This is a genomic window from Paraburkholderia graminis (assembly GCF_003330785.1).
Lineage (GTDB): Bacteria > Pseudomonadota > Gammaproteobacteria > Burkholderiales > Burkholderiaceae > Paraburkholderia > Paraburkholderia graminis.
Window position 1 is genome coordinate 371016 of sequence record NZ_CP024935.1, and the last position, 12900, is coordinate 383915.

At 62.1% G+C, this 12900-nt stretch carries 10 protein-coding genes; 8 read left to right on the forward strand and 2 right to left on the reverse strand.

Going from position 1 to position 12900, the window contains the following annotated elements; translation table 11 throughout:
- Positions 1–213: 213 nt before the first annotated feature.
- The gene (locus tag CUJ91_RS19855) at positions 214–996 is read right to left on the reverse strand and encodes an ABC transporter substrate-binding protein (RefSeq protein WP_006049253.1); all 783 of its coding nucleotides are present in this window, start codon (positions 994–996) and stop codon (positions 214–216) included.
- Positions 997–1623: 627 nt separating this feature from the next.
- On the opposite strand from CUJ91_RS19855, the gene CUJ91_RS19860 reads away from it, so the two are divergent.
- Together CUJ91_RS19860 and CUJ91_RS19865 are read left to right on the forward strand one after the other, a co-directional pair.
- Complete coding sequence (locus CUJ91_RS19860; RefSeq protein ID WP_053859527.1) at positions 1624–2772, forward strand: extracellular solute-binding protein; 1149 nt, start codon at positions 1624–1626, stop codon at positions 2770–2772.
- Positions 2772–4595, forward strand: coding sequence for a diguanylate cyclase domain-containing protein (locus tag CUJ91_RS19865; RefSeq protein WP_114156921.1), 1824 nt, complete (start codon positions 2772–2774; stop codon positions 4593–4595). The genes CUJ91_RS19860 and CUJ91_RS19865 overlap by 1 nt, the downstream gene beginning before the upstream one ends.
- A 24-nt stretch (positions 4596–4619) precedes the next feature.
- On the opposite strand, the gene CUJ91_RS19870 is transcribed toward CUJ91_RS19865, so the two are convergent.
- Positions 4620–6113 carry a mannitol dehydrogenase family protein gene (locus CUJ91_RS19870; protein ID WP_114156922.1) on the reverse strand — a complete coding sequence of 498 codons (1494 nt, stop codon included), beginning with the start codon at positions 6111–6113 and terminating at the stop codon, positions 4620–4622.
- A 211-nt stretch (positions 6114–6324) separates the two neighbouring features.
- On the opposite strand from CUJ91_RS19870, the gene manD reads away from it, so the two are divergent.
- From manD to CUJ91_RS19900, 6 genes are all read left to right on the forward strand, one after another.
- Positions 6325–7533, forward strand: coding sequence for a D-mannonate dehydratase ManD (manD, locus tag CUJ91_RS19875; protein WP_114156923.1), 1209 nt, complete (start codon positions 6325–6327; stop codon positions 7531–7533).
- Positions 7534–7587: 54 nt separating this feature from the next.
- Positions 7588–8634 carry an L-idonate 5-dehydrogenase gene (locus tag CUJ91_RS19880; RefSeq protein WP_006049259.1) on the forward strand — a complete coding sequence of 349 codons (1047 nt, stop codon included), beginning with the start codon at positions 7588–7590 and terminating at the stop codon, positions 8632–8634.
- 84 nt (positions 8635–8718) lie between these two features.
- On the forward strand, positions 8719–10011 hold the full coding sequence (locus tag CUJ91_RS19885; RefSeq protein ID WP_114156924.1) for an MFS transporter: 1293 nt from the start codon (positions 8719–8721) through the stop codon (positions 10009–10011).
- Between the two features lie 66 nt (positions 10012–10077).
- Complete coding sequence (locus CUJ91_RS19890; RefSeq protein WP_114156925.1) at positions 10078–10911, forward strand: GntR family transcriptional regulator; 834 nt, start codon at positions 10078–10080, stop codon at positions 10909–10911.
- A gap of 80 nt (positions 10912–10991) precedes the next feature.
- Positions 10992–11543, forward strand: coding sequence for a phosphonate metabolism protein/1,5-bisphosphokinase (PRPP-forming) PhnN (gene phnN, locus CUJ91_RS19895; RefSeq protein ID WP_006049262.1), 552 nt, complete (start codon positions 10992–10994; stop codon positions 11541–11543).
- Between the two features lie 95 nt (positions 11544–11638).
- Positions 11639–12829: a M20 aminoacylase family protein gene (locus CUJ91_RS19900; protein ID WP_114156926.1), complete on the forward strand. Its 1191-nt coding sequence runs from the start codon at positions 11639–11641 to the stop codon at positions 12827–12829.
- Positions 12830–12900 lie beyond the last annotated feature (71 nt).

Genomic DNA, 12900 nt, shown 5'->3' on the forward strand with positions numbered 1-12900 from the left:
TGCATGAGGCCAGTTGCTGGCGGCAAATCCGGCAAGAGCGCCGCACCAGCACGGTGGCATCGGATCGCACGATCTTAGCCGATACGGCGACGCGCGTGTTTTGCCGCCATAAAACGCAACGGGCTCCGCGTGTGGCGGAGCCCGTTTTCACGGAGCCGTGGAGTGCGCCGCTAAACGCGCACGGCGCGGCTCCTCGGCGCGGAAGTCCGCGTATTAGCTGCCGTACACGTCGAAGTCGAAGTACTTCTTCTCGAGCTTCTTGTACGTGCCGTCCTTGATGATGTCGGCAATCGCCTTGTCGACCTTCGCCTTCAGATCCGTATCTTCCTTACGCATGCCGATGCCCGCGCCGTTGCCCAGAATCTTCGGATCGTCGAGGTTCTTGCCGACGAAGTCGAAGCCTGCGCCACGCGGCGTCTTCAGGAAGCCGATTTCAGCTTGCACGGCATCTTGCAGCGCTGCGTCGAGACGGCCCGACAGCAAGTCGGCGTACACCTGGTCCTGGTTCTGATACGGCACGACCTTCGTGCCCTTCGCTTCCCAGTACGTCTTTGCGTAGGTTTCCTGGATCGTGCCCTGTTCGACGCCGACCGTCTTGCCCTTCAGCGATTCAGCCGTCGGCAGGATGCCCGAACCCTTCTTCGCGACGAGGCGCGTCGGCGTGTTGAACAGCTTCGACGAGAACGCCACCTGTTCGGCGCGTTGCGGCGTCATGGACATCGACGACAGCACGCCGTCGAACTTCTTCGCTTTCAGCGCCGGAATCATGCCGTCGAAGTCGTTTTCGACCCACACGCACTTGGCCTTCAGGCGCGCGCAGATTTCATTGCCGAGGTCGATGTCGAAGCCGACGAGCTTGCCGTCGGAGCCCTTGGACTCGAACGGGGGATAGCTGGCATCGACGCCGAAACGGATGGTGGTCCAATCTTTAGCGTGTGCGCCGATCGAGACGGTGGCAAGCAGAGCAACCGTCAATGCCGCTAGCAGTTTTTTCACTGTTTAACTCCTCGGTGTAGTTCAAATACTCCCGCATGCGGTTGTGCCGCTCGCGGGAAACCCGGCGCGACTTACGACCGGGCCTGGGTTGAAGCCGCCGGCCGGGGCGGCCAGCAGCGCGCGCCAAGCTTATCAGTTCAAAAATATTGGGTAGTTAGTGAAACACCGGATAGCGCATCGCGCATGCCCCGAAAATAAAAGCGCTGCGGACCGCGCTGCATCATAAAACGATGCATGTCGCATCGGAATTTCCGCGCTGCGCCCGAATGCGGAGTGCCGAAGTAGTACCGCCGTAGTGTCGCTGTAATGCGGTGGTAATGCGAATCGTTAATTGACATTTGTCAATCGCACGGCAATTTAATTCGTCGCAGGATTAAAGAAAGTCAGCCATATGCCGTTATCACGGGATGATTGCCCGTCGTGTCCCGCCGAGTGTGAGTTATTTCTCGGCATTTACGCAGTAAGGAAACCAAAAAGATATTGCTTGGCGCTATCATCGTTGCTCCTCTCGCTCGCCATGTAGCGCCAAAAGAGCAGTCCTGTCTGAGGAAATGTTCTCCGGTTTAATTCGCGATTGATTACGCGGGCATAGGCTCGCCGGAACTGCCTTCTGCTTAACGGTGTTGTATGCACATGATTTCGACGGCAGATGAAAAGCGCCATGACGAGCGGCGTGGCCAGCGGCGAATTTCAGCGGCTTTGCCACGCGCGCGGTTAGCTGCGCGCGGCTATTGCGGCGTCTTGCTGCGCGTCGCGCTGAGCGTGTTTCTGTGCGTCGGGATGCTGTCGGGTGCATCGGCCGAGGCCGCGAAAAAAGTCCTGCATGTGCTCGCGTGGCCCGGTTACGCCGATGCCGACGTCGTGAAGACTTTCGAATTGCGCTACGACGTAAAGGTGGAAGTGACGCTCGTCGATTCCGACGAAGCGTTGTGGGCGCAAATGCACGCGAAAAATGCGCCGCCTTTCGACGTGCTCGCCGCCAACACCGCGGAGATACAGCGCTATTCGCGCGCCCATCTGCTCGCGCCACTCGATCTGCAAAGCCTGCCCAACACCGCGCGACAATTGCCGCGTTTCCAGGCGCGCGCGTCCATTGAAGGAATCGTCTCAGACGGCAAGGTCTACGGAATTCCGTTTACCTATTCGTCGATGGGCCTCATTTACGATCGCAAGCAGATTCCGGTTGCACCGCGCTCGATGCGCGAACTCTGGAACCCGCGATACCGCGGCAAGGTGCTCGACTTCAACAGCGCGCAGCACAACTTTTCGTTTACCGCGCTTGCATTGGGTTATCGCGATCCGTTCAATCTGAACGACACGCAGATGCGCGCGATCGCTCACAAGCTCGTCGAACTGCGCCGCAATTTACTGACCTATTACACGTTGCCCGAAGAGGCCACCGCATTTTTTGTCCAGCATAACGTCGCGTTGATGTTCGGCAACTACGGCACGCAGCAAGTGGAATTGCTGCGCCGCGCGGGCGCCGACGTCGGTTACGTGATTCCCGATGAAGGCGTGCTCGCGTGGCTCGATTGCTGGTCCATGACGCGCGTGGCCGCCGAGCCGCAGCTCGCGCTCGCCTGGATCAATTACATGCTCGAGCCGGACGTGAGCCGCCTGCTGACGCAACGTCAGGGGCTTGCGAATACATTGACCGCGCCCGCGGCGAATAGCGACAACGCCCGCATTCTGTGGATCGGGCCGGTCGAGAACATTCAAAAGCGCGAGGACCTGTGGGCCCGAATCGCGTCCGGCGATCGCTCGGAGCGCTTCTGATGATCCGCCCAGGCCTCACGTTCAAACTCTCCGTGCTGCTCGCGTGCATCGGCGTGCTGGCTTCGGGCGCGACCGGCTATTACGCGTATCACTCGAACCGCACGATGCTGGTGAAGGAAGCGGGGCGCAGCTTGCTGACGTCGACTGAGTTGCTCGGCGAGCGCTTTTCCGCCTCCATCGACGACGTCGGCGCCGACGCGCTCGTGCTCGCGAGCTTGCCTTCGTCGGCGGAAGTCGTCGCGGCCGACGACGGTTTAAGCTCGAGCTTGCCGCGCGAACGGCTCGCGCAGGTGTACTCGAGCTTCATGATTCACCATGCCGAATATCTGCAGATCCGCCTGATCAGCCGCGCGAATCATGGGCTGGAAATCATTCGTTTCGACCGCGACGCCGACGGACTGATACGCGTGCAAGGCGGAAGTCTGCAGGAAAAAGGCCAGTTTCCGTATGTGTTCGAGCCGCTCGCCTTTTCGCCGGGACGCCTCTATACGTCGCCGATTTCCGTCAATCATGAATACGGTGCGCACGCGGCGCAGGGCAAGCCGACGCTGCGGGTCGGCACGCCGGTAGCGAACGCGCAGGGCGCGGTGGTCGGCGTCGTGGTGATCGACGTGAATCTCTCGAATCTGCTCAAGCGTTTGCAAAGCGATTTGCCGAGCGATTATCAGGTTTATCTCGCGAACGAATGGGGCGACTTTCTCGTTCATCCCGATGCGGCCAAAACGTTCGGCTTCGACGTGGGCCGCCGCGTGCTGATGCAGGACAGCTTCGCCGTGACGAAGCCGCTCTTCGAACAGAAGGAAAGCGAAGTACTCGCGAACGGTCTTGCGCGTCCGCACGAGGCGGACGGACAGGTGCTCGCTTTCGTGCGCAGACCGTTCGGCGCGTCGGAGGGCAATCGCTTTATCGTGCTCGGACTCGGCAAGCCGCTTGAGGACGTGCTGTCCGGCGCGCATCTGCTGGGCGGCAGCATCATCCGCATGGTGTTGGTCTTCAGCGCACTGGCCGTGCTGCTCGCCATTCTGTTCGCACGCGCGCTCACCAAGCCGCTGCACATCCTCGCGTATGCGGCGACGCATCTGTTCGCCGAACACGCAATGGGCACGTTGCCGCTCAAGCGCACCGACGAGATCGGTGTACTCGCGCGCTGCTTCGACCGCTTGCGCCGCGAGATCAGATCGCAGATGGATGCGCTGCACGTCAAGCAGCGCGAGCTCGTGCATCTCGCCACGCACGACGTGCTGACCGGTTTGCCGAATCGCATGCTGTTCATGGAGAAACTCGAGCGCGCGATTCAGGACGCGACGCGCCGCCGCGAAGGACTCGCCGTGCTGTTCGTCGACCTCGACCGCTTCAAGCAGATCAACGATCAGTTCGGCCATGCGGTCGGCGACAAGGTGCTCGTGGCGGTGGCGCTGCGGCTCAAACAGGTGCTGCATTCCGCCGATGTCGTCGCGCGTCTGGGCGGCGACGAATTCATCGTGCTGATCGAAGGGCCGCGCTCGGCTGAGGCGGCGCCGGGCATCGCGTCGCGCATCATGAACACGCTGAACGAAGAAATCGTGATGGACGGCCAGGGCATGACGGTGGGCGCGAGCATCGGCATCAGCCAGTTTCCCGACGACAGCGGCACCGCCGAAGAACTGCTGCTCAATGCGGACGCGGCGATGTATGCGGCGAAATCGGGGGGACGGTGCGCATATTTGCGCTATCACGACGTGCTCGAAGCGCGTCGGCGTCAGCAGACGGAGCCGATCGAAGTCGTGCAGGCAACGGCAGGCGACGGCGCAGCCGAAGGGGACGATGCCGAGCCGACCGCGTAGTTCGCACGTTGCTTTTTGCGCGCGCTATTGCGACGCGGCTATCGCGGCGCGTGCACCCCGCGTTTGCAGCAACTGCAACGCATGATGAAGCGCGGCCCTGAACGCAGGCTGTCCCGCCAATTCCACGGGGAAGATTTCGCGCACCGATAGCAGCGCGTCCATTAACGCTTGCGGCTCGCCATTGGCCGATGCCGCGAGCGTCTTCAATCTGCCGGCAAGCGGATCGCTGATGTCGTAACGCGAGCCGTCATCCGCATGACCGCGCAGGAACGTCATCCATGCAGCGACGGCCAGTGCAAGGCGCGTGAATGGCTGATTCGCGGCGATTCTCGCGGCGATCGTGCCGAGCAGGCGCGGCGGAATCTTTTGACTGCCGTCCATCGCGATCTGCGCGCAGCGGTGTTTGAGCGCGGGGTTCGCATAGCGTTCGAGCAGTGCGTCACGATAGGCGGCTACGTCGAACGAAGCGGGCATGTCGAGCGTCGGCGCGATTTCGTGCGTCATCATCGCGTGAATGAGATTGCGCACGGCGGGCTCGGCGATGGCCTCGTCGATCGTGGCGAAGCCGCCGAGGATCGACAGATAGGCAAGCGTGGAATGCGTGCCGTTGAGCATGCGCAGCTTCGCCAGTTCGTAGGGCGTGACGTCGTCGACGAGTTGCGCGCCCACCGCATGCCATGCGGGACGTCCCGCTGGAAAATAGTCTTCGATAACCCATTGCCGGAAAGGCTCGCAAGGCACGGGCGCGGCGTCGCGATAGCCGAGCGCCGCGGCTGCGCTCGCGTGTTCCGCGTCGGTCGTGGCAGGGACGATACGGTCGACCATCGTCGACGGGAAGGCCACTTCCGCGGCAATCCAGTCGGCGAGTGCCGTATCGGACTGCCTTGCAAACGAACACACCACCTGACGTAATGCGGCGCCGTTGTGCGCTAGGTTGTCGCACGAGAGAACGGTGAACGGCTTTATTGCAGCGTCGCGGCGTGCGCGCAGTGCGGCGACCAGAATGCCGGGCACGGTGCGCGGCGCGTGTGGATGCGAAAGATCGTGTTGTACGGCGGGATCGTCGAGCGCGACGTCGCCTGTTTTTGCATCGCGGTAGTAGCCTTTTTCCGTGACGGTCAGCGACACGATCCGCACTGCGGGATCGGCGAGGCGGGCAAACAGTGCATCGCTATCGTGCGGCATTGCGAGCACCTCGCGCAGTGCGCGCACGACCGTCACCTTCGCGCCGTCAGGACCGCGTTCCACGACGCTATATAAGCCTTGCTGTTCCATCAGCGCATCGCGCTTGGCCACGTCGCCTTGCAGCGTGACGCCGCAAATGCCCCAGTCGCCACCTTCGGCGAGCATGGCTTCTTCCGTATAAAGCGCCTGATGCGCGCGATGAAAATTGCCGATGCCGAGATGAACGATGCCGATGCCGGGCTCGCGCCATGCGGCCTGCGGCGATAACACATGTTCATGCAATGCGGACAACGCTTGACGATTGAGTCGAGGCAACGATGCTGGCGTGCTCATGTTTGAAATCCAGACGAGGTCACGGGTTGCGTCACGGGCTGTGAATTACGGTGAATCGCAGTGAATCAGCGGGAAAACCCTGATTTGACGCTTCAATATACTTGTATGGTAGCATCGTTCCAACGCTTCGGGCACTGCGAAAAACGCGATTTCCGCAACACGTTGCCGCTGCGGTTGCCGCCCCAAGGCCAGTCTTTGCAAGGAAGAAACCATGAAGATCGTTCGTGCCGACGTCATCGTCACGTGTCCCGGCCGCAACTTCGTCACGCTGAAAATCGTCACCGACGAAGGCGTGCACGGCATCGGCGATGCGACGCTCAATGGCCGTGAACTGGCCGTTGCATCGTATCTGAAGGACCACGTGTGTCCGCTTCTGATCGGCCGCGATCCTGGCCGTATCGAAGACACTTGGCAGTATCTGTACAAAGGCGCGTACTGGCGCCGCGGTCCTGTCACGATGACGGCAATCGCGGCTGTCGACATGGCGCTGTGGGACATACTCGGCAAAGTGACCGGCATGCCCCTGTACAAACTGCTCGGCGGCGCGTCGCGCGAAGGCGTGATGGTCTACGGACACGCTACCGGCCGCGACATTCCCGAAGCGCTCGAGCGGTACGCCGAACACATCGAAGCGGGCTATCAGGCCATCCGCATTCAATGCGGCGTGCCGAACATGCGCTCTGTCTATGGCGTGTCGAAGGGCAGCGGCATGTATGAGCCCGCAACGAAGGGCGCGGTGGAAGAGCAAAGCTGGTCGTCGGAGAAATATCTCGACTTCGTGCCGAAGCTGTTCGAAGCCGTGCGCGACAAGTTCGGTTTCGACACGCATCTGCTGCACGACGTGCACCATCGGCTGACGCCTATCGAAGCCGCGCGCCTCGGCAAATCTGTCGAACCGTACCGTCTCTTCTGGATGGAAGACCCGACGCCCGCCGAAAACCAGGCCGGCTTCCGCCTGATACGCGAGCATACGGTCACGCCGATTGCGGTCGGCGAGGTGTTCAACAGCATCTGGGACTGCAAGCAGTTGATCGAGGAGCAACTGATCGACTATATCCGCGCGACGTTGACTCACGCGGGCGGCATCACGCATCTTCGGCGGATTGCGGATTTTGCTTCGCTGTATCAGGTACGCACCGGCTGCCACGGACCGTCGGACCTGTCGCCGGTCTGCATGGGCGCGGCGTTGCATTTCGACCTGTGGGTGCCGAATTTCGGCGTGCAGGAATACATGGGCTTTCCGCAAGACGCGCTCGATGTATTCCCGCATGCATGGCGTTTCGACAAAGGCATGATGCATCCCGGCGATGCGCCGGGTCACGGCGTCGACATCGACGAAGCCGCCGCCGCGCGTTTCCCGTACGACCCGGCTTATCTGCCCGTTGCGCGTCTCGAGGACGGCACGCTATGGAACTGGTGACGCCGCGCTATCGCCGAGCATTCTTCTTTTCGAATTGAAATACCGGAGTCCACCATGTTTGCAGCCGTCCTTCACGAACCCAAGCTGATCCGCATCGACGAAATGGAACCGCCGGAGCCCGGCCCCGGTCAGGTGCGAGTGCGCGTGCGCGCGGGCGGCATTTGCGGCTCGGATCTGTCGTACTACTTCAAGGGAAAAAGCGGCGATTTTGCGGTGCGCGAGCCCTTTGTGCTCGGACACGAAGTGGCCGGCGAAATCGATTCGCTCGGCGCGGGCGTGAGTACGGAAACGCGTCTCGCGCCCGGCCAGCGCGTCGCCGTGAATCCGGGCCTCGCATGCGGCACCTGCAAGTACTGCACGATAGGGATGCCTAATCATTGTCTGAACATGCGCTTCATGGGGAGCGCGTCGACCTTCCCGCACACGCAGGGCATGTTCCGGCAATACATTGTCGTGGCGGCGCGGCAATGTTTCCCCGTGGCGGACGGCGTCGATTTCGCGCAGGCGTCGATGGCCGAGCCGCTCGCCGTTGCGTTGCACGCGGTGAAGCAGGCCGGCTCGCTCATCGGCGCGAGCGTGCTGCTGATCGGTTGCGGACCGATCGGCTGCATTCTGCTGTCCGTCGCGCGGCGCGCCGGCGCGCATCGGGTCGTCGCGGTGGATCTGTCGAGCCGCGCGTTGAGCGTCGCGGAACAGCTCGGCGCGGACCAGACCGTGAATGCCGCCGATACCGCGACCATCGAACAATGGTCCGCGCAACGCGGCACGTTCGATGTCGTGATAGAAGCATCGGGTAGCCCCGCGGGGCTCGACACTGCGTTGCGCTCGGCGCGCGCGGGCGGCACGGTGATCCAGGTCGGCAATTTGCCGGCGGGTCAATCGCCTGTTGCCGCCAACCTCGTCATGTCGAAAGAGCTGCGCTATCAGGGCTCATTTCGCTTCGCCGACGAATACGCGACCGCCGCCGATGAAATCGCCTCCGGCAAGCTGGACCTGCGCCCGCTCATGACGCACGCATTTGCGATGAACGACGCCAATAAGGCGTTCGAGGTCGCGCTCGATCGCTCGCAATCGATGAAGGTGCACCTGAATTTCGATTGAAGCCGCACGTCCGAGAGGCGCGCGCATCCCATTCACAAGCGGTATTAACGCCCGTCAAGAGGCGAGAACCGAAGGAGACATCGCATGATTAAAAGTCAACGCTGGTTTGTCGTGGCGCTGCTGTTTCTCGCAGGCGTCATCAATTATCTGGACCGCTCCGCGCTGTCTATCGCCGCGCCGCTGATCCAGAAAGACCTTAACTTTTCGCATGCGCAGATGGGCGTGGTGTTCAGCAGCTTCTTCGTCGGCTACGCGTTGTTCAATTTCGTGGGCGGCGTGCTGTCGGATAAGGTCGGCGCAAAACGCGTGTTCGGCACGGCAATGGGCGTATGGTCCGTGTTTTGCGGAGCAACGGCGCTTGCGACGGGCATTGGTTCGCTCATCGTCTTGCGCGTGCTGTTCGGCATGGGCGAAGGCCCGTTCAGCTCGTCCAACAGCAAGATGGTCAACAACTGGTTTCCGCGCAAGGAAGTCGCGAGCGCGATCGGCGTGATCAGTTCCGGCACGCCGCTTGGCGGCGCGCTTGCGGGTCCGGTGGTGGGCTTCATGGCGGTGCAGTTCGGCTGGCGCTGGGCCTTCGTCGCGATCATGCTGCTGGGGCTGCTTTGGCTGATCGCATGGGCCGCGACCACGACTGAACATCCGCAGCAGAACGCGCGTGTCTCGCAGGCGGAGATGGAGATCATTCTGGCCGGTCAGGCGGATGAACATGCCATCACCCATTCGGCCGATGGCGAGAAGCTCGGCCTTGGCCACTTCCTGCGCAAGCCGATCATTCTCGCGACGGCCTTCGCATTCTTCTCGTATAACTACGTGCTGTTCTTCTTTCTCTCGTGGTTCCCGACGTATCTGACGGAAGCGCATCACCTGAGCTTGCATGACATGAGTATCGCCACGGTGATCCCGTGGGTACTCGGCAGCATCGGGCTCGCAGCGGGCGGCTTCATCTCCGACCTGATTCTGCGGTTGACGGGCAGGCCGCTGCTGTCGCGCAAGATCGTGCTCGGCACCTGCCTCGGCGCGGCGGCGGTGTGCGTCGCGCTGGCCGGCCGCGTGGCCAGCACGCAAAGCGCGGTCGCGTTGATGTCGGTCTCGATCTTCTTCCTCTATGTGACGGGCGCCGTGTATTGGGCCGTGATTCAGGACACGGTGCCGCGCGAACATGTGGGCGGCGTCGGCGGCTTCGTGCATCTGCTGGCGAATCTGGCCGGCGTGATTGGACCCGCGGTTACCGGCTTCATCGTGCAGGCGACGCATGGCGCATACGGCAGCGCATTCGTGCTCGCGGGCGGGATTGCGGTGCTTGGCGCGGTGTGCTCGGTCGTATGGATTCGCGAGCCGCGTGCAGGCACGCTGACCATCAAACGTGCATGGTAGTATGGTGCGAAGCCTCGCGACGTATCGCTGAGGCTCCCCACCCGATGCTCTCCGTAGTTTGCAAAAATGCCGACCAGGAATTTCTCCGCCAGCAAGCCTTCGATTTCCGCCGATGCAACGCTCGCCGTGCCGCGCGCCCGGCGTCGCGCGAGTGCGCAGCAAGGCGAGCATGTCGCGCTGCCCGACCTGACCGCGAGCGTGTCGTTCGATTCGCACGAACCCATCGGCAAGCAGATTTTCCGGGCGTTGCGGCAGGCCATTTTTATCGGACAGATGGCGCCCGGCACACCGCTTTCGGAGAAGGACGTCTCCGACATGTTTCAGGTGTCGCGGCAGCCCGTGCGCGAGGCGTTCATCAAACTGGTCGAGGCGGGCGTATTGCAGGTCTTGCCGCAACGCGGCACTTTCGTGAAGCGCATTTCGCCGCGTCAGGTGCGCGAAGGGCGCTTCATTCGCGAAGCGATCGAAGCAGCCGTCGTGCGCAAAGCGGCTGTGTCGATTACCGACGAGCAATTGCAGGCGCTTACCGACAACATCCGTGACCAGAAGCTCGCGGCGAAATCGAACGACACGGCCGCGTTTCTCGCACTCGACGAGGCGTTTCATTACGCGATCGCCCAAGCAATAGATTGCACGGCCGCGTGGGAAACCATCCAGGACATCAAGGCGCAGATGGACCGCGTGCGTTACTTGAGTCTGCCCGACGTGTCGCCACTCGATCTGCTAATCAAACAGCACGCGAAAATTCTGGCCGGCTTGCGCGCCCGCGATCCGGCCGCCGCCGAAGCCGCGATGCGCAGTCATCTGCGCGAAATTCTCGTGTCGCTCGGTCCCATCGCCGCGCGCAATCCCGCGTGGTTCGAAGCGGACGAACCCGAGCGCGTGCCGCTGTCCACGTAAATACGTCGCGCTGGACAGGTCCCGAAACGCGCCGTCTTATGGCAAAGTGTGCCGTTTAAAAGCCATGAGGTGAGGGGCCAATGACAGGTCGCCTGGTCTATGTGATGGGGCCGTCCGGCGCGGGTAAAGACGCGTTGCTGGGCTTTGCGCGCAAGCATCTCGCGGGCGAGCCGATTCTTTTCGCGCATCGTTACATTACGCGGCCAAGCGGCAATGGCGAGGAACATGTCGCGCTCAGTGTCGAGGAGTTCGCCGCGCGTTCGTTGCTCGGTCTCTTCGCGCTCGAGTGGTCGAGTCATTCGCTGCACTATGGCATCGGCATCGAACTCGATGCGTGGCTCGCGCGTGGTTGCACGGTGGTCGTCAACGGTTCGCGTCAGTATCTGAATCATGCGCTCGCGCGCTATCCGCGGACAGAAGTCGTGCATGTGGACGCGGCGCCGCATATTCTCGAAGCGCGTCTCGGCGCACGCGCGCGCGAATCCGCGGAACAGGTGGCCGCGCGGCTCGCACGTCACGCGCCTTTCAGCTTGCCCGACGGCGTGCGCTGCGAGTCGATCGACAACTCAGGCGAACTCGAAGACGCGGGTCATGCATTGATCGCCTTCCTCAAGGGCCATGCCCGGCTATAGTGCTGGACATCGAGCCGCGTGAGCGTGCGTCACGCTTACGGCCGCCTTTGCATCTGCCTTCATTCAGCTTCACCCATCACGGAGTCCCTTGAAAAATGAGCGAAACCGCGCGTTTGACCGAACTAGCCGATCTGATTCCCGCCGCCGAAAGCCTGCGTGATATTCGCCATCACATCCATCGCCATCCCGAACTGGCTTACGAGGAATTGCAGACGGGCGCGCTCGTCGCCGGCAAACTCGAAGAATGGGACTGGCAGGTGACGCGCGGTGTCGGTGAAACCGGCGTGGTCGGTACGTTGAAAGCGGGCGAGGGCACACGCAGCATCGGCATTCGCGCGGACATGGACGCGTTGCCGATCGTCGAGGAAACCGGTTTGCCTTATGCGAGCGGCACGCACGGCAAGATGCACGCGTGCGGCCACGACGGTCACACCACGATGCTGCTCGGCGCGGCCCAACGCCTCGCGGTCACGCGCAATTTTTCGGGCACGGTGCACCTGTACTTTCAGCCGGCCGAAGAAAGCGGCATCGACAGCGGCGCGAAGAAAATGATCGAAGACGGCCTGTTCGAGCGCTTTCCGTGCGACGCCGTGTTCGGTGTGCACAATCATCCGGGCGCGGAGCCGGGCGTGCTGCTGTTTCGCAAGGGGCCGTTCATGTCGGCCGGCGACAAGGCGATCATCACGATCGAAGGCGTGGGCGGTCATGCGGCGCGTCCGCATCTGACGGTGGATCCGGTCGTGATCGCCGCGAGCATCGTAATGGCGTTGCAGACGATCGTCGCGCGCAACGTCGATCCGTCGCAACCGGCGGTGGTGACGGTCGGCTCCATGCATGCGGGCACGGCGAACAACGTGATCGCAAGCACGGCGAAGCTGGAACTGAGCGTGCGTTCGTTCAGCGCCGAAGTGCGCGCGCTGCTGAAAAAACGCATTACCGAACTCGCCGAAACGCAGGCCGCGAGTTATGGCGGCAAGGCCATCGTCGAATATATCGAAGGCTATCCGGTCGTGATTAATTCGGATCACGAAACAGATTTCGCAATCGAAGTCGCGCGCGAACTGGTGGGCGACGACAAGGTAGTCGCGCACACGGACATGCTCATGGGCAGCGAAGACTTTGCGTTCATGCTGCAACAGCGGCCAGGCACGTTCCTGCGTATCGGCAACGGAGTCGGCGAGGACGGCTGCATGGTGCACAACCCGCACTACGACTTCAACGACCGCAATCTGCCGGTGGGCGCCGCGTTCTGGACGCGTCTTGTGGAACGGTATCTGAGCCGCTAGACGCCTGGACGCAGGCAGCGGCGCTTGTGCTTCAACGTTATTCACGCAGAAGCGCAAGCACAAGCGCCAGC

Coding starts and splice junctions, on each gene's coding strand:
- CUJ91_RS19865 (WP_114156921.1), top strand. CDS start 2,772: ATGATCCGCCCAGGCCTCACGTTCAAACTCTCCGTGCTGCTCGCGTGC.
- CUJ91_RS19890 (WP_114156925.1), top strand. CDS start 10,078: ATGCCGACCAGGAATTTCTCCGCCAGCAAGCCTTCGATTTCCGCCGAT.
- CUJ91_RS19860 (WP_053859527.1), top strand. CDS start 1,624: ATGCACATGATTTCGACGGCAGATGAAAAGCGCCATGACGAGCGGCGT.
- CUJ91_RS19880 (WP_006049259.1), top strand. CDS start 7,588: ATGTTTGCAGCCGTCCTTCACGAACCCAAGCTGATCCGCATCGACGAA.
- CUJ91_RS19870 (WP_114156922.1), bottom strand. CDS start 6,113: ATGAGCACGCCAGCATCGTTGCCTCGACTCAATCGTCAAGCGTTGTCC.
- manD (WP_114156923.1), top strand. CDS start 6,325: ATGAAGATCGTTCGTGCCGACGTCATCGTCACGTGTCCCGGCCGCAAC.
- CUJ91_RS19900 (WP_114156926.1), top strand. CDS start 11,639: ATGAGCGAAACCGCGCGTTTGACCGAACTAGCCGATCTGATTCCCGCC.
- CUJ91_RS19885 (WP_114156924.1), top strand. CDS start 8,719: ATGATTAAAAGTCAACGCTGGTTTGTCGTGGCGCTGCTGTTTCTCGCA.
- phnN (WP_006049262.1), top strand. CDS start 10,992: ATGACAGGTCGCCTGGTCTATGTGATGGGGCCGTCCGGCGCGGGTAAA.